The following is a 23,874-nucleotide window of genomic DNA, read 5'->3' as shown; positions in this document are numbered from 1 at the left end:
CATTTCCCCGTTGCGAGCCTCGAGTCATCAGATGTCAGTTACGTTGCGAGAGATGCGCGCCGGCGATCAGGGCCGCGTGCTTGGATTCGCCGAGGGCGGCGTCGCCTACCGACGCAAGCTCCTGTCGATGGGCCTGACCCCAGGCGTGACGCTCCAGGTGGTGCGGGTGGCGCCGATGGGCGACCCAGTCGAGGTGCGCGTGCGAGGCGCCTCCGTCAGCCTGCGCAAGGACGAGGCGGCGGCCCTGCGGATGGAGCGTCTGGCATGAGCGGCGACGTGCAGGCGCCCAAGGGCAAGCAGTTCACGATCGGCGTCGTCGGCAACCCCAACTGCGGCAAGACGACGCTCTTCAACGCGTTGACCGGCTCGCGCCAACGAGTCGGCAACTGGCCGGGGGTGACGGTCGAGCGCAAGACCGGCCGCTATCGGTTCTCCGGGGCCGACTTCCAACTCGTCGACCTGCCCGGCACCTATTCGCTCGACGTCACCGATCGCGATCTGTCCCTCGATGAGCGCATCGCCCGCGACTACATCCACGACCGCGAGGCGGACCTGATCCTCAACATCCTCGATGCGACCAACCTCGAGCGCAACCTCTACCTGACGACCCAGCTGATCGAGATGCGCCGCCCCGTGGTCGTGGCCCTGAACATGATGGACGCGGCCCGCGAGCGCGGCCTGCGGATCGACGTCGAGGCCATCTCGGCACGCCTCGGCTGCCCGGTGGTGCCGATCTCGGCGGCGACCGGCGAGGGCATCCACCACCTCAAGCAGGTGCTCCACCAGTGCGTCGCCGATCCGCCGACGCCGATGCTCGAGCTGACCTACGACGGCGTCCTGGAGTCGGCGATCGCGACCCTGCGCCCGCGGCTCGAGCCAATCGCCCGCGCGCAGGGCGACCCGCCGCGCTGGCTCGCGACCCGGCTGCTCGAGGGCGACGACCTGGCCCGGCGCCTCGTCGGGGAGCGCATCCCCGCCGCCGAGGTCCGGGCGCTCCTCGGTGAGCAGGCCGATGACGTCGACATCTTGCTCGCCGACGCCCGCTACGGCTTCGCCCATGCCGTGACGCAGGCGGCCGTCCGGCACACCGCCGAGATCCCACGCAACGTCTCCGACCGGATCGACCGGGTCATGCTCAACCGCCTGGCGGGCATCCCGATCTTCCTGGTCGTGATGTACCTGATGTTCATGTTCACGATCAACATCGGCGGGGCCTTCATCGATCTGTTCGATCAGGCCGCCGGGGTGCTCTTCGTCGACGGGACCGCCGAACTGCTCGGTGCGATGCACGCCCCCGAGTGGTCGATCCTGCTCCTCGCCGACGGGCTCGGCGGCGGCATCCAGGTGGTCGCGACCTTCATCCCGATCATCGCCTTCCTCTACATCTTTCTGTCGGTGCTCGAGGACTCGGGCTACATGGCGCGGGCCGCCTTCGTCGTCGACCGCTTCATGCGCGCCATCGGCCTGCCGGGCAAGTCCTTCGTGCCCCTCCTGGTCGGCTTCGGCTGCAACGTGCCGGCGATCATGGCGACCCGCACGTTGGAGAACCAACGCGACCGCATCCTGACCATCCTGATGGCGCCCTTCATGTCCTGCGGGGCACGCCTGCCCGTCTACGTCCTGTTCGCCGCCGCCTTCTTCCCGGTCGGCGGTCAGAACGTCGTCTTCGGCCTGTATCTGATCGGCATCGCGGTCGCGGTGGCGACCGGCTTCATCCTGAAGAACACGCTGCTGAAGGGCGAGGCGACGCCGTTCGTCATGGAGCTGCCGCCCTACCACCTGCCGACGTTGAAGGGCGTGGCGCTGCGCACCCTGGATCGCACCCAGGGGTTCGTCGTGCGCGCCGGGCGGATCATCGTGCCGATGGTCCTGGTCCTCAACGTCCTCAACAGCCTCGGCACCGATGGCAGCTACGGCAACGAGGACAGCGACCGCTCGGTGCTCGCCGAGATCGGCCGCACGCTCGCCCCGGCCTTCGCCCCGATGGGCCTCGACGAGGAGAACTGGCCGGCGACGGTCGGCATCTTCACCGGCATCCTCGCCAAGGAGGCCGTCGTCGGCACGCTGGACGCCACCTACTCGGCACTCGCGTTGGCCGACGCTGGCCTGGCGGGCGACGCGGAGGCAGGCGCGCCCTACGACCTGGTCGGCGGGCTGGCGGCGGCCCTCGCGACCGTACCGACCAACCTGGCCGGTGCCGTCGGCGCCTGGTCCGACCCGATGGGCCTGGACGTCGGCGACCTCAGCGATCCGCGACTCGCCGCCGAATCGCAGGAGGTCACCCCGACGACCTTCGGCGCGATGGCGGCACGCTTCGACGGGGCCGCCGGGGCCTTCGCCTACCTGCTCTTCATCCTGCTCTACGCCCCGTGCGTCGCGGCCATCGCCGCCATCTACCGCGAGACGACGCCGGGCTGGACCGTCTTCGCCGTCGCCTGGACCACGGGCATGGGCTACCTGGTGGCGACCCTGTTCTACCAGACGGCCATCTTCTCGCGCGACCCGGCCAGCTCGGCCACCTGGATCGGCATCGTGCTGGCCCTGTTCACGGCCGCCGTGGTCACGATGCGGCTGTGGGCGAGACGCGTCCCGCCTGCGACGGCGCAGACCGGGCGGGCCTCCTGAGCGACCGACCGCGGAGGGCAAGCGATGATCCTATCGGAACTCACGACCTACCTGGCCCGCCATCAGCGGGTCGCCCTGCTGGACCTCTCGCACCGCTTCGGCGCGAGCCCCGATGCCGTGCGCGGGATGCTCGCGACCCTCGAGCGCAAGGGCCGCGTGCGGCGGATCGCGGGGGCCGCCGGCTGCCGCTCCGGCTGCGGTCACTGCGACCCGGCGAGCCTCGAGGCCTGGGAGTGGCTCGGCGAGGCGCCAGCGCCAACCCGCCAGTGATGTCTCGGCCGGACCGGATGGCGCGGACGGCCCGGCCCGAGCAGTCGGCCATCGCGGAACCGGGGCGCGCATGCACCACGACCTGAGCCGCTGGCGCCACTCCCACGACTACGCGACGGCCGGCCAGCGCCAGGCCGAGCGGCGCACCCACTGGGTCATCGCCCTGACCCTGGCGGCGATGGCCATCGAACTCATCGCCGGCTGGCTGACGGGCTCGATGGCCCTACTCGCCGATGGCTGGCACATGGGCAGTCACGCCGCGGCGCTCGGCATCGCGGCCTACGCCTACGCCTTCGCCCGGCGTCGCGGCAGCGACCCGCGCTTCACCTTCGGCACCGGCAAGGTCTCGTCGCTGGCCGGCTATTCGAGCGCCCTGCTACTCGCCGCTGGGGCGCTCTGGATGGCCGTCGAATCCATCTCGCGCCTGGTCGATCCGGTCGAGATCCACTACGAGGAGGCGATCGCGGTCGCCGCCTTCGGTCTCGTCGTGAACCTGGCGAGCGCCTGGCTGCTTGGGCACCATGGGCACAGTCACGACCACAGTCACGGGCACGGGCACGGGCACGACGCCGAGGGTCGGGCCTCCGTCACGGGCCGGTTGCAGGATCACAATCTCAAGGCCGCTTACCTGCATGTCCTCGCCGACGCGCTCACCTCGGTCCTGGCCCTAGCCGCCCTCGGTCTCGCGCTCGCCTACGGGTGGTCATTCCTCGACCCGCTGATGGGCATCGCCGGGGCCCTGCTGATCGGCCGCTGGGCCTTCGGGCTCGCCCGCGAGAGCGCCCAGGTGCTGCTCGACGCCGGGGATCACGACCAGATCACCGAGGCGATCCGCCAGGCCCTCGAGAGCGACTCGGACACCGAGATCGCCGATCTGCACATCTGGCGCATCGCCCCGGCCGGACGCGCCTGCATCGTCTCGCTCGTGACCCACCAGCCGAACCCGCCCGAGCACTACCGTCAGCGCCTCGCACGGGTGCCTGGGCTGGTGCATGTGACCGTCGAGGTCAACCAGTGCCGCCAGGCCGCCTGCCGCGCGGCCAATGACACACAGCCCCGGCCGGCCTGAGCCGCCGCCCCCGACCTCAGGACACCCACGCCACACCCCCGTCGACTCGCTGCACGGCCAGCACGGGCCGCCGCCATCTGCGCACCGCGTCGGCCAGCGCGACCGGCGATCGCCGCACCCCACAGGACCACGGCCGAGGATTGCCCGGCCACCGCAGCAATCATTGAGAAACAGAATGCCGTGACGCGTTTATTAATGAAAAAATAATAATATATGGATATTCTTCCATAGCCGTATCGACTGGAGCCGCTTTCAAGATGTCCGACACAGCCAGAAAACCCAAGGGATCCGACAGCGCCAAGAAGGTCCTAGAGCACGCCCACCGCGGCCTCGAACTGATGGCCGAGTACCAGCCAGCGACGATGGGGGCCACGCAGGCCTTCATGCGCGAGGCGATGAAGCCCGGCGCCTTGAGCCGCAAGCAGAAGGAACTGATGTCGCTCGGCATGGCCATCGTGCTGCGCTGCCACTACTGCATCATCATGCATGTGCGGGCCTGCAAGGCCGTCGGCGTGACCCTCGAGGAGGTCATGGAGACCTGCGCGGTCGCCATCATGATGGGCGGTGGCCCCGCGTTGACCTACACCGCCGAGGTCGAGCGCGCCGCCAACCTGGTCTACCTCGACGAGGAGGGCGAGCCGGTCGACTAGTGGCCCGCCCTGAGGCACCGGCGGACTGCCTGCATCGACGCCCTGCGCCGTGGCATAATCGAGCCATCCCGAGCGCCACGATCGACCGACACCGTCGGGGTGGGCGCTCGGGCGACCGATCGCTTCGGCACCAGAACGAGCATCTTCACACACGGAGGTCGCGGCGACATAGGCGCACCGCGGGCGCGACGGGCTTCGGCCGGTCGGCTTGCCCTGCGGTGTTCACGTCGAATCCTTGAGCCCGTCCACCAGTCATCGATTCCATGCCAATCGCCGCGATCATCCTGCTCCCGCTGCTCGGGGCCGCGCTGCCGCCCCTCGTCGCCCGCCACGGCCGGCCGGCACCCGCCTGGGCGGCCGCCCTGGTCACGAGCGCGGCGCTGGCGATCACCCTGTGGCTCACGCCCCAGGTCCTCGCCGGTGGAGAGATCCACAGCCACCGCGACTGGATCCCGCTGCTCGGGCTGTCGTTGTCGTTCCGACTCGACGGCCTCGCGCTGCTGTTCGTGCTGCTGATCACAGGCATCGGCCTGCTGGTCTTCCTCTACGCCTTCTATTACCTGCCGGCGAAGGACGGTCTGGGCCGCTTCTACGCGCTGCTCCTGCTCTTCCAGGGGGCGATGCTCGGCATCGTCCTCTCCGACAACCTGCTCCTGCTGCTGATCTTCTGGGAGCTGACGAGTCTCAGCTCCTTCCTCCTGATCGCCTATAACCCGCAGACCCGCGTCGCCCGGCAGGGGGCACGGATGGCGCTGGCGATCACCGCCGGTGGGGGCCTCGCGCTCCTCGCCGGTTTCCTGTTGCTCGGTGCCATCGTCGGCAGCTTCGAGCTCTCGGTCGTGCTGGCCTCCGGGGATCTCGTCCGCGAACACCCGCTGCACCTGCCGGCCCTGCTGCTGATCCTCGCCGGGGCCTTCACGAAATCGGCCCAGTTCCCGTTCCACTTCTGGCTGCCGAACGCGATGTCGGCACCGACGCCGGTGTCGGCCTATCTGCACTCGGCGACCATGGTGAAGGCCGGCGTCTTCCTCCTCGCCCGCCTCTTCCCGGTCTTCTCCGGTACCGAGACCTGGTTCTATCTGGTCGGCGGCGTCGGGATGTTCACGCTGCTGTTCGGCGCCTACATCGCCATCTTCAAACATGACCTCAAGGGCCTGCTCGCCTACTCGACGATCAGCCACCTCGGCCTGATCACGTTTCTGTTCGGGCTCGGCACCCCGCTCGGGGCCGTCGCCGCCCTCTTCCACGTCGGCAACCACGCCGTGTTCAAGGCCTCGCTGTTCATGGCCGCCGGCATCATCGATCACGAGACCGGCACGCGCGATATGCGCCAGATCAACGGCCTCTGGCGCTTCATGCCCTATACGGCGACGCTGGCGATGGTCGCGGCCGCGGCGATGGCCGGCGTGCCGCTGCTCAACGGCTTCCTGAGCAAGGAGATGTTCTTCGCCGAGACGGTCCACACCGACTGGCTCGGCCCTCTCAACTGGCTGATCCCGACGGCCGCGACCCTGGCCGGCATCTTCGCCGTCGCCTACTCGATGCGTTTCATCCACGACGTCTTCTTCAACGGCGCGCCGATCGATCTGCCCCGCACCCCCCACGAGCCGCCGTTCTGGATGAAGATCCCGGTCGCGGTCCTGGTCGCCGCCTGCCTGCTGATCGGCATCGTCCCGGCCCAGACGGTGCGCCCGATCCTCGACGTCGGGGTCGATAGCCTGCTCGGATTCTCGCCGGACTTCAGCCTGGCCATCTGGCACGGACTGTCGCTGCCGTTCCTGATGAGTCTGATCGCGCTCCTCGGCGGCCTGGCCCTCTACAGCCAACGCCAGCGGCTATTCGCCGCCCACGACCGCTACTTCCCACGCACCTCCGGGGCCGCGGCGTTCCAGTACACGGTGCTGCGGGTCCGGCAACTGGCCAACGACCTGATCGCCCGCATCGACAACGAGTCCCTGCGTCGCTACGTCGCCTGGCTGATCGGCACCACCATCGTCCTCGCGGCGACGCCACTGCTGCTCGGCGATTTCCACCTCGCCGGCGAGCGCGCGCCGACACCGCTCGACGGGATCGCGGCGACGATCCTCCTCGTCCTCGCCGTCGCCACGCTGGCCACGGTCAGGGTGCGCCGGCAGCGGCTGCGCGCGCTGATCGTCATCAGCCTGGTCGGCCTGATGGTGACGCTGACCTTCATCCATTTCTCGGCGCCGGATCTGGCCTTGACCCAGCTCTCGGTGGAGCTGATCACGACCGTGCTGATGCTGTTGGCCCTCTTCTTCCTGCCTGGCGACCCGGCCCTGAGCGTCTCGCGCTGGCGGCACCGGCGCGACCTGACCCTCGCCGCCGTCGCGGGCCTGGGTACGGCGATCGTCGCCTTCGCCCTGATGACCCGCACCACGCCGTCGATCTCGGACTACTTCCTGGCCTTCTCCAAGCCGTTCGGCGGCGGGCAGAATGTCGTCAACGTGATCCTCGTCGACTTCCGCGGCCTCGACACCCTCGGGGAGATCACCGTGCTCGCGATCGCCGCGACCGCCATCGTCGCGCTCCTCTGGCGGTTACGCCTGCCGATCCGGGCCGGCGATCCGACCGGCCGGCCCTGGGCCGACGACCGCCATCCGCTGATCATGGCGGCGATGAGCCGGCCCCTGCTGCCGCTGGCCCTGACCGTCGCGGTCTTCATCCTGCTGCGCGGCCACAACAGCCCGGGCGGCGGCTTCATCGCCGGCCTGGTCGCCGCGGTCGGGCTGATCCTCCAACTCCTCGCGAGCGGCCTCGCCTGGACCGAGGCGCGGCTACGGGTGAGCTATTTCGCGCTGGTCGGCGTCGGCCTCCTGCTCGCCGCCGCGACCGGCCTCGGCTCGCTCGCCTTCGACCGGCCGTTCCTGACCTCGGCGACCCTGCACCCGCACGTCTCCATCCTCGGCGACCTCGAACTGGCCAGCGCCCTGGCCTTCGACATCGGCGTCTTCCTCGTCGTCCTCGGCACCGTGATGCTGATCCTGGAGGGGCTCGGGCGGCTGAACCGCCCCGGCGCCGCGAACATGTCGCCGAGGGGGGAGGATTGATGGAGCTGTTGCTCGCGATCGCGATCGGCGTCCTGGTCGCCGGCGGTCTCTATCTGGTGCTGCGCGCCCAGACCTTCTCGGTCGTCCTCGGGCTGGTCCTGCTGTCCTACGCGACGAACCTCTTCCTCTTCGCCAGCGGCGGCCTGGCACGCAATCGCCCGGCACTGATCGCCGCGGGGCCACCCTACACGGATCCGCTGCCGCAGGCGCTGGTCCTGACCGCCATCGTGATCGGCTTCGCGATGACAGCCTTCGTCGTCGTGCTCGCCCTGCGCGCCCGCGCCGAGCTCGGTTCCGAACACGTCGACGAGACGGGCGCCACCCTCGATGACGAGTCACCCGACGACGCCGACAAGGAGGAGGACCGATGAATCATCTCCTCCTCGCACCGCTGCTCATCCCGCTCGCCGCCGGGGCGCTGCTGCTGATCGCCGAGCGCACCTCGCTACGCCTGCGCCGCAGTGTCAGCCTGATCGCCCTGGCGATCCTGCTCGACGTCTCGCTGCAACTCGTCGCGCTCGCCGGGCAGGGCGAGATCCAGGTCTACCTGGTCGGCGACTGGCCGGCGCCGTTCGGGATCGTGCTGGTCCTCGACCGGCTCGCGGCGCTGCTCGTCGCGCTCACCTCGGTGCTCGCGCTCGCGACCATGGCCTACGCGCTCCAGGGAGGCGACCGCGACGGACCGCTCTTCCACGCCCTGTTCCAGTTCCAGCTCCTCGGGCTCAACGGCGCCTTCCTGACCGGGGATCTGTTCAACCTGTTCGTCTTCTTCGAGATCCTGCTGATCGCCTCGTACGGTCTGCTGCTGCACGGCGGCGGCCGCCAGCGCACCCGCGCCGGCCTGCACTATGTCGTACTCAATCTGATCGGCTCGTCGCTCTTCTTGATCGCGATCGGCATCCTCTACGCCGTCACCGGCACCCTGAACATGGCCGACCTCGGTCGCGTGCTGGCGACGCTCGACCCGGCCGACGCGGCCCTCGCCGAGGCTGGCGCCCTGCTGCTCCTCGGCGTCTTCGCGCTGAAGGCGGCCGTGTTGCCGCTGCACTTCTGGCTGCCGCACGCCTACGGCCACGCCGCGGCCCCGGTCGCCGCCCTCTTCGCGATCATGACCAAGGTCGGCGTCTATGCGATCGTGCGCGTCTTCGGCCTATTCGGTCACGGCGACGGGCCGCTCGCCGGCGTCGCCGGGCCTTGGCTCGCGGGCGCCGCCCTGGCGACCATGGCGGCCGGCACCGTCGGGGCCATGGCCAGCCGCGACCTGCGTCAGAAGGTCGCCTATCTGGTCATGGTCTCGGTCGGCACGCTGTTGATCGCGGTCGGCCTCGACAGCACCGCCGGCCTCACCGGCGCCCTCTTCTACCTGGTCCACACGACCCTCGTCACCGGCGCCCTGTTCCTGCTCGCCGATCTGATCGCCCATGGCCGCCCGCGCGCGGCGCTGATCAGCTCCGACGACGAGCGGCCGGCCGGCAGCGGACCGCTCGCCGTGCTCTTCTTCATCGCCGCCATCGCCGTGGTCGGCATGCCGCCGTTGAGCGGTCTGATCGGCAAGCTCCTGATCCTCGACGCCGCCCGGACGACCCCTTGGGCGCCCTGGATCTGGACGACGGTGCTGCTCTCGGGGCTGCTGATCCTGGTCAGCATGACCCGCGCCGGCAGCGATCTCTTCTGGCGCGGCGGCGTTTCCGAATCCTGCAAGGCGCCGGCGCCGCGCCGGCTCGTCCCGGCGCTGCTCCTGCTCGCGGCGAGCCCGGCGCTCGTGATCTTCGGCGGCCCGATGTCCGAGTTCGCCCGGGCCACCGCCGTGCAAACGAGGGACACGGCCGGCTACATCGAGGCCGTGCTCGGCGAGGCGCCGGCCTCGGCGCGGATCCCACGGGAGGTCCCCTGATGGATCGCTGGCTGCCGCACCCGCTGATGTCGGCGACGATCGCGCTGCTCTGGCTCTTTCTCGTCAACCAGGTGAGCGTGGCCCAGGTCCTGCTCGGCGGCGCGCTGGGCATCGCCGTCCCGTACCTGACCAGCGCCTTCTGGCCACAGCGCCCACGGCTGCGCCGCCCCTGGCTGCTGGTCGGCTACGTCGCCCGCTTGCTCGTCGATATCCTGATCGCCAACCTGGAGGTCGCGCGCCTCGTCCTCGGCGCCCCGCAGCGGTTGCGACCGACCTTCATCGAGGTCCCGCTCGAGCTGACCGATGACTTCGCGATCACGCTCCTCGCGAGCGTCGTCTCCCTGACCCCCGGTACCCTCTCGGCCGACATCGCCGCCGACCGCGCCACCCTGCTCGTGCACGCGCTCGACACGGCCGATCCGGTCGCCGTGTGCGCCGAGATCAAGGCACGCTACGAGGCCCCGCTGAAGGAGATCCTCGGATGATCCTATCGCTCTCGATCTACGCCGCGCTCGCGATGCTCGCGGTCGCGATCCTGCTCAACCTGTGGCGGCTCGCCATCGGGCCGGACGACACCGACCGGGTCCTGGCGCTCGACACCCTCTTCATCAACACGATCGCGCTGCTCGTCGTCCTCGGCATCCACTTCGACACGACGGTCTACTTCGAATCGGCCCTGGTGCTGGCCTTGATCGGCTTCATCGGCACCGCGGCCTTCTGCAAGTACCAGTTGCGCGGCGACCTGATCGAATAGGTGCGACCATGCTGATCGAGCTCATCGTCTCCTTCTTCCTCTTGGTCGGGGCCAGCTTCGCGCTGGTCGGCTCGATCGGGCTCGCCCGCCTGCCGGACTTCTTCACCCGCCTGCACGGTCCGACCAAGGCGACGACGCTCGGCATCGGCGGCGTGCTCATCGCCTCGGTCATCTACTTCAGCGCACGCTCGGCCGGCCTCAGCCTGCACGAGGCGCTGATCGCGCTCTTTCTGTTCATGACCGCCCCGATCAGCGCCATGCTCCTCGCGAAGGCGGCGATCCATCGCAAGGTGACGACGCGCAGCCGGGTCCCGCCGCGCTTCGAGCGTTGAGCCGCCCGTCGGGTTGCCGCACGCGCCAAGCCATTGTTTCTCCGGAACCGCCGTGCCGGCGCGCCCAACGGGCATGCAGGCGTGGCCGCACCCCCAAAGCTGAAACGGGATGTTCCGCGGTCACCCGATGGGCCTCCAGCGCAGACCGATCGGCGGTGACGTGCGCTGTCGGTGCGGCTTCAGCCGCAAACACAATCCGCCAGGGCGGCGGCCTTCATGCAGCTGAAGCCGCACCTACACCGATGGCCCGTGAGCCGCGTCGGGTCGAGTGCGCCGGCACGGCCTGCTAGGGGCAGGCACGGGTTGCGCGCGCCGCAAGGCGACACGCGGTGCCATGTTTCACGGTAAGCCGGCCCCTTCGCTGGCCCATCCGACCGATGCATCGGCGCGAGCCGGGTGGCTCAGACCTCGGCCAGGTCGCCCTTGCTCTGGAGCCAGGCGCGGCGGTCGGCGGCGCGCTTCTTCGCGAGCAGCATGTCCATCAGTTCGCCGCTGCCGTCCTCGGCCGCGACGGTGAGCTGCACGAGGCGGCGGGTATCCGGGTGGATGGTCGTCTCGCGCAGCTGCGCCGGGTTCATCTCGCCCAGCCCCTTGAAGCGCTGCACGCTGACCTTGCCCTTGATCTTCTCGGCGGCGATGCGATCGAGGATCCCCTGCCGCTCGGCGTCGTCCAAGGCATAGAAGACCTGCTTGCCGACGTCGATCCGGTAGAGCGGTGGCATCGCGACATGGACGTGACCGCCCTCGACCAGCGGGCGGAAGTGGCGCAGGAACAGCGCGCAGAGCAGGGTCGCGATGTGCGCCCCGTCGGAGTCGGCATCGGCGAGGATGCAGACCTTGCCGAAGCGCAGCCGCGACAGGTCGTCGCTGCCCGGGTCGACGCCGATGGCCACGGCGATGTCGTGGACCTCCTGCGAGCCGAGCACGTCGATCGGGTCCACCTCCCAGGTGTTCAGGATCTTGCCGCGCAACGGCATGATCGCCTGGAATTCGCGATCGCGGGCCTGGGCGGCCGACCCGCCGGCCGAGTCGCCCTCGACCAGGAAGAGTTCGCTGCGCTCCGGGTCGGTCGAGGTGCAGTCCTTGAGCTTGCCCGGCAGGGCCGGCCCCTGGGTGACCTTCTTGCGGGTCACCTTGCGTCCGGCGCGCAGTCGCGCCTGGGCGGCACCGATGGCCAGCTCGGCGATCCGCTCGCCCTCGGCGACGTGCTGGTTGAGCCACAGGCTGAAGGCGTCCTTGACGACGCCGGAGACGAAGGCCGCACTCTCGCGCGAGGAGAGGCGCTCTTTGGTCTGGCCGGAGAACTGGGGGTCGAGGAGCTTGACCGAGAGGATGTAGGACAGCCGCGACCAGACATCCTCTGGCGCAAGCTTCACGCCGCGCGGCAGGAGGTTGCGGAACTCGCAGAACTCTCGCACCGCCTCGGTCAGACCGGTGCGCAGCCCGTTGACGTGGGTGCCACCCTGGACGGTGGGGATCAGGTTCACGTAGCTCTCGGTCACCAGGTCGCCGCCCTCGGGCAGCCAGGCCAGCGCCCAGCTCGCGGCCTCGTTCGGCCCCTCCAGATCGCCGGTGAAGGGCTCGCCCGGCACGAGCTCGGCCCCGAGGAGGCTCTGCACCAGGTAGTCCTTGAGCCCATCCTCATAGCACCAGACCTGCTCCTCGCCGCTCGTCTCGTCGCGGAGACGCACGGTCAGCCCCGGACAGAGCACCGCCTTGGCGCGCAGCAGGTGGGTCAGCGGGCGGACCGCGAACCTGGGCGTGTCGAAGTATTTCGGGTCCGGCCAGAAGCGCAGCCGGGTGCCTGTGTGGCCGCGCGCGACGGTGCCGACCTCCTCCAGCTCGGTGCGCTTCTCGCCGTCGGCGAAGGCCATGTTGTATTCGCGCCCGTTGCGCTTGACCCAGACCTCGAGGTGCCGCGACAGGGCGTTGACGACCGACACCCCGACGCCATGCAGACCGCCAGCGTAACGGTAGCTGTCGTGAGAGAACTTGCCGCCGGCGTGGAGCTTGGTGAGGATGACCTCGACCCCGGGCAGACCGAGCCCCGGGTGCCGATCGACGGGCATGCCGCGCCCGTCGTCGCCGACCTCGAGCGACCCATCGCCGTGGAGCACGACATCGATCCGTCGGGCGAAACCCGCCATCGCCTCGTCGACGGCATTGTCGATGACCTCCTGGGCGAGGTGGTTCGGCCGGGTGGTGTCGGTGTACATGCCCGGGCGCTTGCGCACCGGGTCGAGTCCGCTCAATACCTCGATCGCCGAGGCGTCGTAGTTGCCGCTCATGGGCTCCTGGTGGGATCTGCTTGGTGGGGGCTGCTCAAAAACGGGCGGACAGCCGCGCGGCGGTGCGAATTGACCGTAAAACCCTCGTAAGTTACCGTATCCGGGATGACTGACACAAACGCAAAGCACGCTGCGGCCGAGCCACCCCAGCCAAGCTTCGAGGAGTCGCTGACCGAGCTCGAGACCCTCGTCGATCGGCTGGAGAAGGACGACCTGACGCTCGAGCAGTCCCTCTCCCTCTTCGCCCGCGGCGTGACCCTGACGCGCAGCTGCCAACAGGCCCTGGATTCCGCCGAGCAGCGGATCCGCATCCTCACCGAGCAGAGCGTCGACGCCCCGCTGGAGCCCTTCGCAACCGATGACTGAGTCCCCGCTCTCGAGCTTCACCGCCCAATGCCAGGCCCGCGTCGAGGCGGCCCTGGAGCGCTGCCTGCCCAAGGCCGAGATCCAGCCCGGCTACCTGCATGCGGCGATGCGCTACGCGGCGCTCGGCGGCGGCAAGCGCATCCGCCCGACCCTCGTCTACGCCACGGCCCAGGCGATCGGCTTGGCGCCCGAGCGGGTCGATGCCCCGGCCTGCGCCGTCGAACTGATCCACGCCTACTCACTCGTCCACGACGACCTGCCGGCGATGGACGACGACGACCTGCGCCGCGGTCGCCTGACCTGCCACAAGGCCTTCGACGAGGCCACCGCGATCCTCGCCGGCGACGCCCTCCAGACCCTGGCCTTCCAGACGCTGGCCTCGGCCGAGGGCCTCTCCGTCGAGTCGCGCCTCGCGATGGTCGACGCCCTCGCGCGCGCCAGCGGCTCGCGCGGCATGGTCGGCGGCCAGGCGATGGACCTCGCCGCCGAGGGCCAGACCCTCGACCGGGTCAGCCTCGAGAGCATCCACATCCACAAGACCGGGGCCTTGATCCGTGCCGGCGTGCAGATGGCCACCCAGGCCCTGCCCGGCCTCGATCCGCAGGTCGCCCAGCGACTCGACCACTACGCCAAGTGCCTGGGCCTCGCCTTCCAGATCCGCGACGACATCCTGGACGTCGAGGGCGAGACGGCGGTCATCGGCAAGACCCAGGGCAAGGATCAGGACCAGAACAAGGCCACCTATCCGGCGCTCCTCGGTCTGGCCGGGGCGAAGGAGGCCGCCGCGACCCTGATCGACGACGCGCTCGAGAGCCTCGCCGGCCTCGATCCGCAGGCATCGGCCCCGCTGCGCTGGCTGGCCGACTACATGGTCCAGCGCGACCACTGACCCCGCCTCGCCCCTGGCGGCCTTGGGTTGGCCGCACCGGCCCCCATTTCCGCCGGTGAAGAGCGATCCGCCGCGATGCCGCCAAGGTGCGGCCGGACGTTTTCGTCAGCTTCGCAGGGCTCCGTCAATGCCCGCTACGGGGCGCCGGTCTCGCCGGCCCCCACCATCTTTCGTCGAGGAATCGAGCCCGTGGAAGCAGCGCGCAAGAGCACGCCGATCACCGCCCCCATCGCCGACGTCCAGTCGAGCCGCGACAGCCGTCGAATCGCGATCGACAAGGTCGGCATCAAGGACATCCGCCATCCGGTGCGCGTGCGCGACCGCACCAACGGCGAGCAGCACACGATCGCCACCTTCAACATGTACGTGTACCTGCCGCACAACTTCAAGGGCACGCACATGTCGCGCTTCGTGCAGATCCTCAACGGCCACGAGGAGGAGATCAGCGTCGCCTCCTTCAAGGAGATGCTCGCGGAGATGGCCGAGCGCCTGGAGTCCGAGGCCGGCCACATCGAGATGCGATTCCCCTACTTCATCGCCAAGCGGGCGCCGGTCAGCGGGGTGCGCAGCCTCCTCGACTACGAGGTGACCTTCATCGGCGAGATCCGCGACGGCGCGCCGGAGATGCACATCAAGGTCGTCGTGCCGGTCACCAGCCTGTGCCCCTGCTCGAAGGAGATCTCGGCCTATGGCGCCCACAATCAGCGCTCGCACGTCACGGTCCAGGTCCGCAACCGCGGCTTCATCTGGGTCGAGGAGATCATCGAGTTGGTCGAGCGCGAGGCGTCCTGCGAGATCTTCGGCCTCCTCAAACGGCCGGACGAGAAATTCGTCACCGAACGGGCCTACGACAACCCGAAGTTCGTCGAGGACATGGTCCGCGACGTCGCCGCCCGGCTCAACGCCGACGAACGCGTCGGCGCCTATGTCGTCGAAGCGGAGAACTTCGAGTCCATCCACAACCACTCGGCCTACGCCCTGATCGAGCGCGACAAGGAGGCCGAGACCACAGGTCCGAACGCCTAGCCCGAACCCGCCTGCTCGGCCGCATCGCCGTACGCTGGCGCGAGACCTCGCCTTGACAGGTCCCCAGCTTTCACCGATATTGCCGCCGCGGTCCGACACGCGGCCGCCCCACCTGCGCACCGGCGACTTCGCCCGGTGCACACCTCGCAAGCTGGCGTAGCTCAGTTGGCAGAGCAGCTGATTTGTAATCAGCAGGTCGTCGGTTCGAATCCGTCCGCCAGCTCCAAAAAATCCGTTCACTTGACCACGTCACCCTCGGTGGGCGCCGCGTTGCCGGCTGTCGGGTGACGCCCCGCGGGGCCAACCCGACAGCCGGCCTACCCGACCCCGTGTGGGATCTCGCGGGCGATTCGGCGCCGTTTGGCCGCAGGCTCCACCGCTCCATGAAGCGCGGATTGGGGCGTCGACCGGTCGGCGCCGGCGGCAGGCGGCTGTAAGCTGCTGGAAGCTGACGGCGCCGTTCAGCTGTCGCGCGAAAAGCGGGGGCCGTGCTCGCGTCGTCGCATTTCCGCGGCCGGATAGAGCGCCGCCGCTCCCCGCTCGGTCAACAGTGGGTGATCCCGGCAACGCCTCCTTGGGCCTTGTCGGACACCCCGCGCGGCGCACCTCGGGCACCGTCCAACTGCCGCTTCTAGGTTCAATCGTCGGCCAACAGCTTGCCCTGCTGGATCCACGTGAGCCCGAATTGCGCCGCACGGTCGGGCAACGGGTTGACACCGATCATCCCCGTACCCCAGCCGTTGTGGATGAACACGTCGGTGATGCCGTCGACGATGTAGTGCAGGCCGGTGTCGACGATATCGGTGCCGACGCGATGGAAGTCGCCGAGCACAAACTTGTCGTCGGCGCCGAGGTTCCAGCGATCGTCGAAGCGGCTGTCGAGGCGCTGCGCGACCTTCATCTGCCCATCGGACCACAGGAGCACGGCGACGCCGTCCTTGTGCCGATGCAAGATCCCGTCGCGGTCGGTCCGGAAGCGCCCGACATAGCTGCGGTCATCCTTGGTCAGGGCCTGGGCGTAAGCCGGATCGCCCTCCTCGTGGGGGATGGCATTCTGCGTCATCCACAGCACCCGGAACCGGCCGCCAACCCATTTGAGCACCCCCGCCCACTCCGGGCTGCGGATGTAGATCTCATCCAGGCCGTCGCCGTCGAAGTCGCCGACATGGTGCTGATCGACCTTGCCCAGGTTCCAGCCGTCCACCCAGTCGTGCTGGATCCTGACCAGGCGCAGGCACCGGCCGGCGCCATCGTAGCGCAACAGGCCCAGCCACTCCGGGCTGCGGATCGCGATCTCATCGACGCCCGCACTGCGGAAGGCGCCGACGAATTCCTCGTTGTCCTTGCCGAGATTCCACTGGTCGATCCAGTCGTGCTGGATCGAGAGCAGCCGCAACTGCCCGGCGACGAGCTTGATGATCCCGGCCCACTCGGGGCTGCGAATATAGACCTCGGCAGCGCCATCACCGTCGAAATCGCCGACCCGCTCCCAGTTGTCCTTGCCGAGATTCCACTGGTCGATCCAGTCGTGCTGGACGGTGACGGTGCGGAAATGGCTGGTCTGCCACGCGATGATGCCGGCGTAGTCGTCGCTGCGGATGTAGATCTCGTCGCGGCCGTCACCGTCGAAGTCACCGACCAGCTCCCGGTCCCCGGGACCCAGGTTCCAGCCACCGATCCAGTCGTCGTGCGTCCGCGCAACCAGCCACTGCGCCTGGCGATGAACGAGCAGCGCGGCATGGTCGTCGTTGCGGATGAACAATTCCTCGCCCTCGCTCGTGGCGGCGGTGGTAAAGCGCCCGGCGAGGGCCCGGTCGGCCGCGCTCACGTTCCAGGCGACCGTCGACTGCAGGCCCTTGAGCTCCAGCGTGAAACGGACCTCGTCGCCCTGGACCGCAATGTTGGTGATCCACACGCCCGAGCGCCGGCCGCCGTAGAGGTTGCTGTTGGGCTTGGTCTGAGGCGTGAACGAATTGTTGATGCCGTAGGGGAACACCTTGTGGGCGAGGTCGTCATGGCCGCTCCAGTCCGTGGCCCCGCGGTGCGAATAGTCGGCGAATTCGGGGTCGAAATAGGGCGCCTCCCGCAGCAGCCAGGTGCTGGGGATGCCGAGTCGCTCGTTGATGTGGATGATGAACAGGCCGGCGTCCGCCAGGGCCCCGTCGGGGCGCCAGACCTCGTCGCCGGTGCTCTTGCGGAATTCGAGCACGAAGTACTCGTGCGGGGTGTTGACGGGGTCCGGGATGACCTTGATCGCCTCGCCGGTGGTCGTGTATGGACGCAGCTTCATCGGCTGGGCGACGAAGGTCGGACCCTGGATGACCTGCACGTACTCCAACCAGCCGACGCGCTGCTTGATCGGCGAGCTGACCTCGGACATGCGCCCCGGAGGGGAGTTGTCGCCGAGCAGATCCCAGTAGCCGGTGCAGCCTTGCGGCCCGTAGAGGTCGCCGAACTCGAGGAAATTGTGCGCGTACTCATGGTTGAGCGTACCCCACCAGCTGCGGCCCACCTTGCTCGGCGCATCGGACGGCACCCACTTGTCCAGACCGAAGCGGATGTGGGTGATGTCGCCGATCAGGTAGGTGTGGCCGCCGGTGCTCATCTCGAAACCCCAGAAGCCGGCGCTCGCGCCGACGTCGTAGTTCTGGATCAGCGCGACCGACGGGATCCAGCGCTTGCCGCCTTCGGTCAGTTGGCCAGCAGCCCTCCACACGGCCTCCGGGTTGGCCTCGATGCACTTTTGGATCAGCGCACCCCAATCTAACGCCCCGCCCGACGGCACCGTGACGGAAGGGATCAGCGGATCGCCATTGGCGGCCCGCGGCGTATCGAGCCCGAAGGCGAGCCTGCCATAGCTCAGCGCCGACCAGTAGCAGCACAGCGATTCGCTGATACCGGGCGAGCAGGGGTCGGCACCCTCGTCGAGAAAGGCCTTGGCCGCAGCGACCGACGTGTTGGCATAACCGGCTGGCGAGGTCCCGCCGGAGAAGTTGAAGAACAGCGCGACCGAGTTCCACTGCGGCACGCAGGTCGGCCCGCCGCCCCCCGAGCCGCCACCCTTGGGCATGAGCTTGGGCCGGGGCAGGCGCGCGAGCATCTCCATGCGCCGCCTGGAGACCTGCAGTGCGGGCGCAGGGTCGTCGAGGTCAGGCTGGAGATGCGGTAGGTAAGGGTCCTCGTTGTCACGAAACGGCAGGGTTGGCCCATCGCTCAGTTTTCTTTCAGCGATGGCCGGATACCGGCGTCGCGCCACTGAGTCGGCCGGTCGAAAGACAAGGCGACCGCCCAGTCGAATGTTGTTTCTCTGCGACATAACGCTTCCCATCAGTGAAGTGAAAACGATGACGAACAAACGGCCCCACGCACCCATCCCCGCGGCATCCCAACGCGCCTGCATACCCCGACCCGCGTCGGCGCGGCACCTCGCAGATCAGGGCAGCGAGGTTGTCGCCGCATGGAGAACGGCCCCTGCCTACGCCCCGTGCCGGATGCAGCGATGCGGATGCACCGCTCAACGCCCCCGGGATCTGTGGGGTTCGCAACAGGGCACGGGCCTCCGCGGCCGCGATCGCCTCTGCGCAAGGCGGATCAGCCGACCAGGCAGCGCCCGCGTCCCCCGAAATAGTCCTTGAATCGACCCGAGCCCGCCGCCGGAGAACCGCCGACATTCCTGTAGTCCCATTCCCGATCTTCGTCGGTCAGCCACTCCGCGCCATCCCGGTCGAGGGCCGACAGGGTCTCCACGCATCGGCCGGCCGACGCAGAGTCGCCGGCGGGATCCAGGCACAGACGCCGCCCCCGCACGGAACGATCCGAAATCGTGACAAACACGCACTCTGAACAACGACGCCATCGGCAACACCGAACCGGCCCGAACCAAATCGTTCAGAAACGACCGGCGCATTGGCTATCGTGAAAGATACAGCGCCACCTGTCGGGTTACGGCGCGCGCAACCCATTCTGTCGCATGGAATGCCGTGCGCGCGCCTAACCCGACCGACGCCGCCAAGGTGATCACTGAGTGAATCGTCCCTCATCGCACCCAGTTCCTTTTTTGAGAGACCCTGGCCGTCTGCGAATCGCGGTCCGCTTACCGGCAACTCTTCCAGAATTCTATCGCATCCTTGCCAGTAAACTGCCCATCACCGTTTTGGTCACAAACCTCAGGTGGGATGGGAGAGCAAGCACCTGAAAGACAATAGGTTGTGAACACATAGTCTCCCGTGTCGTCATGTCCCGTGTCGTGGACGCGCGCGGTATAGGTCCCGGTTTCTGGCAAGGTCGCCTCTATACTCCGATAACCGGATTTCACGGTAGCCCCGTCCGGCGCAACGAGATAGATCGAGGTCTGAAATCGATCCGGGTCATCATCGAGGGCCTCAATGAGGACCCTGTCGCCCGCGCCCCCTACGATGCGAAAGATGTCCGTGTCTGCCTCTGGGTTGATGTCGCATGTGATACTTTCACTATACTCCACGAACATATCAGTTGGCTCGGGGTCGCATTCCACAGCCTTGGCCGTAACGGCAAAAGAAGAAACGGCGAAGACGACGGAAGTGACGATGCCCATATCCACGATTGCTTTTCCGACTTTTTGCATCTCAATGCTCCTCTTCGAGTGACAACTCAATCCCAAGCTACCTTCACCCCAACTCGGCGAAATAGAAAACAACAGAATATCGAATCCGTCGGGCACGGACTAACACCGCGGCCCGCGCCATGCCATAGACCAGCACTAGCCCTATCCCGGACAGATCGAACCCGATATCACCACCGGGGATGCCAGGCCGGGGCTGACCACGCCGCCGTCCTTGCGCAACTCGCCACGTATTCAGTCAGGATCCGAGTCCACATCATTCAGTCAGGTCACGAACCTCGGCGCCAGGCTCGCTGCGCGAAGAAGGCGAGGCCTCTCGGGGCTATCGAGTCCCGCAGTGCCGATCCATTAGGGGGACCTTGAAACATTGCCATCCGGGCCTTCCTTTCAAGGCAAGAAGCGAGAATTCGATTATCGTTTCGCTTCATTTTCAGTCGTTTAGGCGAATGAGCATAGCGGGGCATCCTTGCCCCGCGCGGGCACCTTGAGTTTTTCAAGGTGCCCTCGAGACAGCGGCAAAGTCGCCACTGCCGCACATCGCCTTCCCGACCGGTCATGGCCAGAAGACGACGAGGAAAGGCGAAGGGTGCCGGATGAGCAGTGGCGCCTGATGGCCTACTGCCGCGGTCTGATGTGCTTCCTGTGCTCATTGGATTGGCATCATTGCCAATGCTCCATCAGTTTCTCCCGGCAGGAGAGCCGAGACGCTGAATCGGCCGGCTAATCAGGTCGGGCGCCGATGAGAGCGACTCGACATGCCTGCACCGTCATCATCTCCACTAGAGGCCCCTGGTGCAGGATCGACCGCGGGAGGGTGGCGATCTGGACGCTGGATACCTCGGATGCCCAGAACTGGGGCTTGTATCCTCCTGTATCTGGCGCCATCCGGGGCCCAGTGGATGTCCAGTCGGCTGGGGACGTCGACGATCCAGACCGCCAGGATCCGATAGCGGGCGCACGGCGTAAACTTGCTGCCGCAGTCGTAGCCAGTTGGATATCTGCGACCTCGATCAGGGACAAGACGCCCGGCGCCGCGGGGGGCGATGGCTCATAGTCGTCATCCCGATGGCGCGAGACGGCCACGTCGGGCCGGGGTGCAGAGAAGCGGCCGAGAGGGATTGAATTCCGTTCGGACCCGCCGGCCCTATCGTGCACCGCTTCGCACGGGATAGCGGTCGAGCGGTGGGCCTCGCCGGCATGCGCGGGGCCGATTGCCGGTCTGTCGATGATCTCCCCTTCGATCCATTCGTCTCGGGCGTCGGCAGCCAGGATGGCGGCCTCGCCGATGCGTAACCATTCACCGACGCCGGTCAGGTGGCGGGCCAACCCCGGTCGAGTGGGGGACTGGGCCGAGGCGGGGTTCGCAACGATCATAGAAAGCTCTCCCTGCGAAATCGTATCCAAGCTTAGACCATCCCAGGCCGAACGTGAAAGCATCGACGGGAAAGGATAGCATTCGGGAGGCGTCGAGGTACGAGGCCCAAAGGCCGCGAGGCAGGGCTTCGGGACCAGGGATTCGGATCAGGGACCAGAGGCCCGCGCCGCCCGGATAACCGACCATTGATGACCACCCGCCCATGCCCCCACTGCCCTCCTCGAACCATCCGACCGCACCGAGTGCCGCCGAGGCCGAACGCTGGGCGCTGCCGCGGCCATTGCGCGAGGCGCTCGCGCGGCGCCGCTCGCTGCATGTCGACCTCGCGACCCAGACGTTGGTGCTACGCGAGCGCGGCCGGCCGCTCGCCTGCTATCCGGTCTCGACCGGCGCGAACGGCCCCGGCGAGCGCAACGGCAGCGGTTGCACGCCGTGCGGCTGGCATCGGGTGCGGATCGCGATCGGTACCGGCTGCCCGGTCGGCGCGGTCTTTCGCGGCCGCCGCCCGACCGGCGAGGTCTATGGCCCGGAACTCGCCGCGCGCTTCCCGGAGCGCGATTGGATCCTGACCCGGATCCTCTGGCTGACCGGTCTGGAGCCGGGGCGCAACCGCGGCGGGGCGTGCGATACGCTGCGCCGCTTCATCTATATCCATGGCTGCCCGGACAGCGAGCCGATGGGCGTGGCGCGCTCGCACGGCTGCATCCGGATGCGCAATGCCGACCTGCTCGACCTGTTCCCGCGCGTCGCCGCCGGGACCCCGGTCGAGATCCGCGCCGGCGGGGACGGCGATGCTTGAGGCCGTTGCCGCCCGCCTCGCCTCGGCAGCGGTCGTCGTGCTCGGGGTCTGCACGCTGGTCTTCCTGCTGATCCATCTGGTGCCGGGCGACCCGGTCGAGGCGATGCTCGGCGAGGGCGCGCGGCCCGCCGACCGCGTGGCGCTGCGCGCGGCGCTCGGCCTCGACCGGCCGCTCGGCGAGCAGTACGTCGATTATCTGGCGCGCCTCGCGCGGTTCGATCTGGGGGTCTCGTTCCAGGAACGCCGTCCGGTCGCCGAGCTCCTCGCCGAGCGCCTGCCGGCGACGCTGGAGTTGGCGATCGCGGCGCTCGCGCTGGCGCTCGTCATCGCGATCCCGCTCGGCGTGCTGGCCGCGGCCCGCCACGGCGGCCCGCTCGATGGCGGCGCGACCGGCCTGGCGCTCCTCGGCATCGCGATCCCGAACTTCTGGCTCGGCCCGCTGCTGATCCTGGTCTTCTCGCTGTGGCTCGACTGGACCCCGGTCAGCGGCCGCGACGGCCTCGCGAGCCTGATCCTGCCGGCCGTGACGCTCGGCACCGGGCTCGCCGCCGTGCTGACGCGGATGGTGCGCGCGAGCGTCCTCGAGGTCCTCGGCGAGGACTACATCCGCACCGCCCGGGCCAAGGGCCTGGGGCCGATCACGGTCCTGTGGCGCCATGCCTTGCGTAACGCCTGGCTGCCGGTCCTGACGCTGATCGGCCTGCAACTGGGTGGGCTCCTCGGCGGCGCGGTGATCACCGAGACGGTCTTCGCCTGGCCCGGGGTCGGCAGCCTGCTGATCGATGCGATCCACGCCCGCGACTACCCGGTCGTGCAGGCCTGCGTGCTGCTGATCAGCCTCGCCTACCTGTCCGTCAACGCGCTGACCGACCTGGTCTATACCTGGGTCGATCCGCGCATCCGCCTGGGCTGACCGGTGACCCCGCGCTGGTCGGTGCTGCTGCCGGCGCTCGTCGTCGGCCTCTGGGCGCTGGCCGCGCTGGCGGCCCCCTGGCTGCCGCTCGCGCCCGATCGGATCGACCTGCCGCGGATCCTGGCCCCGCCATCCCCCGCGGCCTGGCTCGGCTGCGACGACCTCGGGCGGCCGGTCCTCGACCGGCTCCTGGTCGGCGCCCGCACCGCCCTCCTCGTCGGCTTCGGCGTGGTCGCCGTCTCGGCGCTCGTCGGCACCCTGATCGGGGCCGTCGCCGGCTATGTCGGCGGCTGGGTCGACCTGGTCCTGGTGCGCGTGATCGACGTCTTCCTCGCCTTCCCCGGCATCCTGCTCGCGATCGCACTGGCCGGGATCCTCGGCCCTGGGCTCGGCAACGTCGTCATCGCGCTGTCGGTGGTCGGCTGGGTCGGCTATGCGCGGCTCGCGCGCGCCCAGATCCTATCGCTCAAGCAGCGCGATCACGTCCTCGCCGCCCGCGCCCTGGGCGCCGGCCCCGTCCGGATCCTGGCCCGCCACCTGCTGCCGCTGGCCCTCGCGCCGCTGATCGTCGAGGCGACCTTCGGCGTCGCCGGGGCCGTGATCGCCGAGGCGGGCCTGTCGTTCCTCGGCCTCGGCGTGCAACCGCCGGCCGCCTCCTGGGGCAGCATGATCCGCGACGGCGTCGGCTACATGCTGGTCGCCCCGCACCTGGTGCTGGGCCCGGGGCTCGCGATCCTGCTCGTCGTGTTGGCGATCAACCTGCTCGGCGATGCGCTGCGCGATCGCCTCGACGTGCGCGGGGCGCGCGGCGCTGAGCCCGGTTGATCCTGGCCTGTTCGAACCGAACGCGGGTATGGGACGCGCCCGATGTCTCCCGAGGCGCCGAGAACCCGGAGGCCATGCGGGAGGCCGGCGGTCCCGGCACCGAGGCCGCCGAGGCGCCGCGACCGACGCCG

Annotated in this window: 20 protein-coding genes and 1 tRNA gene; 18 read left to right on the top strand and 3 right to left on the bottom strand. The window is 68.7% G+C overall.

Translation table 11 applies throughout. The annotated features are described in order from the left end of the window. Positions 1 to 31 precede the first annotated feature (31 nt). The 11 genes from CKO41_RS03115 (at position 32) to CKO41_RS03065 (ending at position 10,662) form a co-directional block, all read left to right on the top strand. A complete protein-coding gene (locus CKO41_RS03115; protein WP_200381232.1) occupies positions 32 to 268 on the top strand; it encodes a FeoA family protein in 237 nt (78 codons plus the stop codon). Further along, the gene (feoB, locus tag CKO41_RS03110; RefSeq protein WP_200381231.1) at positions 265 to 2,625 is read left to right on the top strand and encodes a Fe(2+) transporter permease subunit FeoB; all 2,361 of its coding nucleotides are present in this window, start codon (positions 265 to 267) and stop codon (positions 2,623 to 2,625) included. Before CKO41_RS03115 ends, feoB begins: the two co-directional genes overlap by 4 nt. A 24-nt stretch (positions 2,626 to 2,649) precedes the next feature. Further along, positions 2,650 to 2,895, top strand: coding sequence for a FeoC-like transcriptional regulator (locus CKO41_RS03105; RefSeq protein ID WP_200251996.1), 246 nt, complete (start codon positions 2,650 to 2,652; stop codon positions 2,893 to 2,895). Positions 2,896 to 2,965: 70 nt separating this feature from the next. After that, positions 2,966 to 3,964, top strand: coding sequence for a CDF family Co(II)/Ni(II) efflux transporter DmeF (gene dmeF, locus CKO41_RS03100; RefSeq protein WP_200381230.1), 999 nt, complete (start codon positions 2,966 to 2,968; stop codon positions 3,962 to 3,964). A gap of 257 nt (positions 3,965 to 4,221) precedes the next feature. Beyond that, positions 4,222 to 4,614, top strand: coding sequence for a carboxymuconolactone decarboxylase family protein (locus tag CKO41_RS03095; RefSeq protein ID WP_200251998.1), 393 nt, complete (start codon positions 4,222 to 4,224; stop codon positions 4,612 to 4,614). Positions 4,615 to 4,877: 263 nt separating this feature from the next. Beyond that, positions 4,878 to 7,682, top strand: a complete 2,805-nt coding sequence (locus tag CKO41_RS03090) for a monovalent cation/H+ antiporter subunit A (protein ID WP_200381229.1) — start codon at positions 4,878 to 4,880, stop codon at positions 7,680 to 7,682. Further along, positions 7,682 to 8,053 carry a Na+/H+ antiporter subunit C gene (locus CKO41_RS03085; protein ID WP_200252000.1) on the top strand — a complete coding sequence of 124 codons (372 nt, stop codon included), beginning with the start codon at positions 7,682 to 7,684 and terminating at the stop codon, positions 8,051 to 8,053. Before CKO41_RS03090 ends, CKO41_RS03085 begins: the two co-directional genes overlap by 1 nt. Then, complete coding sequence (locus tag CKO41_RS03080) at positions 8,050 to 9,576, top strand: monovalent cation/H+ antiporter subunit D (protein ID WP_200252002.1); 1,527 nt, start codon at positions 8,050 to 8,052, stop codon at positions 9,574 to 9,576. Before CKO41_RS03085 ends, CKO41_RS03080 begins: the two co-directional genes overlap by 4 nt. Beyond that, on the top strand, positions 9,576 to 10,061 hold the full coding sequence (locus CKO41_RS03075; RefSeq protein ID WP_200252005.1) for a Na+/H+ antiporter subunit E: 486 nt from the start codon (positions 9,576 to 9,578) through the stop codon (positions 10,059 to 10,061). The genes CKO41_RS03080 and CKO41_RS03075 overlap by 1 nt, the downstream gene beginning before the upstream one ends. Then, positions 10,058 to 10,330, top strand: coding sequence for a K+/H+ antiporter subunit F (locus CKO41_RS03070; RefSeq protein WP_200252006.1), 273 nt, complete (start codon positions 10,058 to 10,060; stop codon positions 10,328 to 10,330). Before CKO41_RS03075 ends, CKO41_RS03070 begins: the two co-directional genes overlap by 4 nt. An 8-nt stretch (positions 10,331 to 10,338) precedes the next feature. Further along, a complete protein-coding gene (locus CKO41_RS03065) occupies positions 10,339 to 10,662 on the top strand; it encodes a Na+/H+ antiporter subunit G (RefSeq protein WP_200252007.1) in 324 nt (107 codons plus the stop codon). Between the two features lie 401 nt (positions 10,663 to 11,063). Here CKO41_RS03065 and parE read toward each other — a convergent pair whose 3' ends face one another. After that, the gene (parE, locus tag CKO41_RS03060) at positions 11,064 to 12,950 is read right to left on the bottom strand and encodes a DNA topoisomerase IV subunit B (protein ID WP_200252008.1); all 1,887 of its coding nucleotides are present in this window, start codon (positions 12,948 to 12,950) and stop codon (positions 11,064 to 11,066) included. Positions 12,951 to 13,055: 105 nt separating this feature from the next. On the opposite strand from parE, the gene CKO41_RS03055 reads away from it, so the two are divergent. From CKO41_RS03055 to CKO41_RS03040, 4 genes are all read left to right on the top strand, one after another. Further along, positions 13,056 to 13,316 (top strand): exodeoxyribonuclease VII small subunit, encoded by a 261-nt coding sequence (locus CKO41_RS03055; protein ID WP_200252009.1) that lies wholly within the window; start codon positions 13,056 to 13,058, stop codon positions 13,314 to 13,316. Next, positions 13,309 to 14,205 (top strand): (2E,6E)-farnesyl diphosphate synthase, encoded by an 897-nt coding sequence (gene ispA, locus CKO41_RS03050; protein WP_200252010.1) that lies wholly within the window; start codon positions 13,309 to 13,311, stop codon positions 14,203 to 14,205. Before CKO41_RS03055 ends, ispA begins: the two co-directional genes overlap by 8 nt. Before the next feature lie 189 nt (positions 14,206 to 14,394). After that, entirely contained in the window at positions 14,395 to 15,231 is an 837-nt protein-coding gene (gene folE2 / locus CKO41_RS03045; protein WP_200381228.1) for a GTP cyclohydrolase FolE2, read from the top strand. A gap of 150 nt (positions 15,232 to 15,381) precedes the next feature. Continuing rightward, positions 15,382 to 15,457, top strand: a tRNA-Thr gene (locus CKO41_RS03040). 411 nt (positions 15,458 to 15,868) lie between these two features. On the opposite strand, the gene CKO41_RS03035 is transcribed toward CKO41_RS03040, so the two are convergent. Both CKO41_RS03035 and CKO41_RS03030 read right to left on the bottom strand, forming a co-directional pair. Continuing rightward, the gene (locus CKO41_RS03035; RefSeq protein WP_200381227.1) at positions 15,869 to 18,337 is read right to left on the bottom strand and encodes a hypothetical protein; all 2,469 of its coding nucleotides are present in this window, start codon (positions 18,335 to 18,337) and stop codon (positions 15,869 to 15,871) included. 987 nt (positions 18,338 to 19,324) lie between these two features. Continuing rightward, positions 19,325 to 19,834 carry a hypothetical protein gene (locus CKO41_RS03030; protein ID WP_200381226.1) on the bottom strand — a complete coding sequence of 170 codons (510 nt, stop codon included), beginning with the start codon at positions 19,832 to 19,834 and terminating at the stop codon, positions 19,325 to 19,327. Positions 19,835 to 21,417: 1,583 nt separating this feature from the next. Here CKO41_RS03030 and CKO41_RS03025 point away from each other — a divergent pair. Genes CKO41_RS03025 through CKO41_RS03015 form a run of 3 tightly spaced genes read left to right on the top strand, consistent with a single transcriptional unit; the run spans position 21,418 to position 23,743 of the window. Further along, positions 21,418 to 22,005: a L,D-transpeptidase family protein gene (locus CKO41_RS03025; protein WP_420826455.1), complete on the top strand. Its 588-nt coding sequence runs from the start codon at positions 21,418 to 21,420 to the stop codon at positions 22,003 to 22,005. Continuing rightward, the gene (nikB, locus tag CKO41_RS03020; RefSeq protein WP_200381224.1) at positions 21,998 to 22,918 is read left to right on the top strand and encodes a nickel ABC transporter permease; all 921 of its coding nucleotides are present in this window, start codon (positions 21,998 to 22,000) and stop codon (positions 22,916 to 22,918) included. The genes CKO41_RS03025 and nikB overlap by 8 nt, the downstream gene beginning before the upstream one ends. A gap of 3 nt (positions 22,919 to 22,921) precedes the next feature. Continuing rightward, positions 22,922 to 23,743, top strand: a complete 822-nt coding sequence (locus tag CKO41_RS03015) for an ABC transporter permease subunit (RefSeq protein ID WP_200381223.1) — start codon at positions 22,922 to 22,924, stop codon at positions 23,741 to 23,743. Positions 23,744 to 23,874 lie beyond the last annotated feature (131 nt).

The sequence above is a fragment of the Thiococcus pfennigii genome (assembly GCF_016583835.1).
Classification (GTDB): Bacteria; Pseudomonadota; Gammaproteobacteria; order Chromatiales; family Chromatiaceae; genus Thiococcus; species Thiococcus pfennigii.
Note: the sequence above shows the minus strand (reverse complement) of the source record. Positions and strands in the feature narration are given on the sequence as shown.

Excerpts from the sequence above, each read along its gene's own strand:
- CKO41_RS03115 (WP_200381232.1), top strand. The coding sequence starts at position 32 with ATGTCAGTTACGTTGCGAGAGATGCGCGCCGGCGATCAGGGCCGCGTG.
- feoB (WP_200381231.1), top strand. The coding sequence starts at position 265 with ATGAGCGGCGACGTGCAGGCGCCCAAGGGCAAGCAGTTCACGATCGGC.
- CKO41_RS03105 (WP_200251996.1), top strand. The coding sequence starts at position 2,650 with ATGATCCTATCGGAACTCACGACCTACCTGGCCCGCCATCAGCGGGTC.
- dmeF (WP_200381230.1), top strand. The coding sequence starts at position 2,966 with ATGCACCACGACCTGAGCCGCTGGCGCCACTCCCACGACTACGCGACG.
- CKO41_RS03095 (WP_200251998.1), top strand. The coding sequence starts at position 4,222 with ATGTCCGACACAGCCAGAAAACCCAAGGGATCCGACAGCGCCAAGAAG.
- CKO41_RS03090 (WP_200381229.1), top strand. The coding sequence starts at position 4,878 with ATGCCAATCGCCGCGATCATCCTGCTCCCGCTGCTCGGGGCCGCGCTG.
- CKO41_RS03085 (WP_200252000.1), top strand. The coding sequence starts at position 7,682 with ATGGAGCTGTTGCTCGCGATCGCGATCGGCGTCCTGGTCGCCGGCGGT.
- CKO41_RS03080 (WP_200252002.1), top strand. The coding sequence starts at position 8,050 with ATGAATCATCTCCTCCTCGCACCGCTGCTCATCCCGCTCGCCGCCGGG.
- CKO41_RS03075 (WP_200252005.1), top strand. The coding sequence starts at position 9,576 with ATGGATCGCTGGCTGCCGCACCCGCTGATGTCGGCGACGATCGCGCTG.
- CKO41_RS03070 (WP_200252006.1), top strand. The coding sequence starts at position 10,058 with ATGATCCTATCGCTCTCGATCTACGCCGCGCTCGCGATGCTCGCGGTC.
- CKO41_RS03065 (WP_200252007.1), top strand. The coding sequence starts at position 10,339 with ATGCTGATCGAGCTCATCGTCTCCTTCTTCCTCTTGGTCGGGGCCAGC.
- parE (WP_200252008.1), bottom strand. The coding sequence starts at position 12,950 with ATGAGCGGCAACTACGACGCCTCGGCGATCGAGGTATTGAGCGGACTC.
- CKO41_RS03055 (WP_200252009.1), top strand. The coding sequence starts at position 13,056 with ATGACTGACACAAACGCAAAGCACGCTGCGGCCGAGCCACCCCAGCCA.
- ispA (WP_200252010.1), top strand. The coding sequence starts at position 13,309 with ATGACTGAGTCCCCGCTCTCGAGCTTCACCGCCCAATGCCAGGCCCGC.
- CKO41_RS03035 (WP_200381227.1), bottom strand. The coding sequence starts at position 18,337 with ATGGAGATGCTCGCGCGCCTGCCCCGGCCCAAGCTCATGCCCAAGGGT.
- CKO41_RS03030 (WP_200381226.1), bottom strand. The coding sequence starts at position 19,834 with ATGCAAAAAGTCGGAAAAGCAATCGTGGATATGGGCATCGTCACTTCC.
- nikB (WP_200381224.1), top strand. The coding sequence starts at position 21,998 with ATGCTTGAGGCCGTTGCCGCCCGCCTCGCCTCGGCAGCGGTCGTCGTG.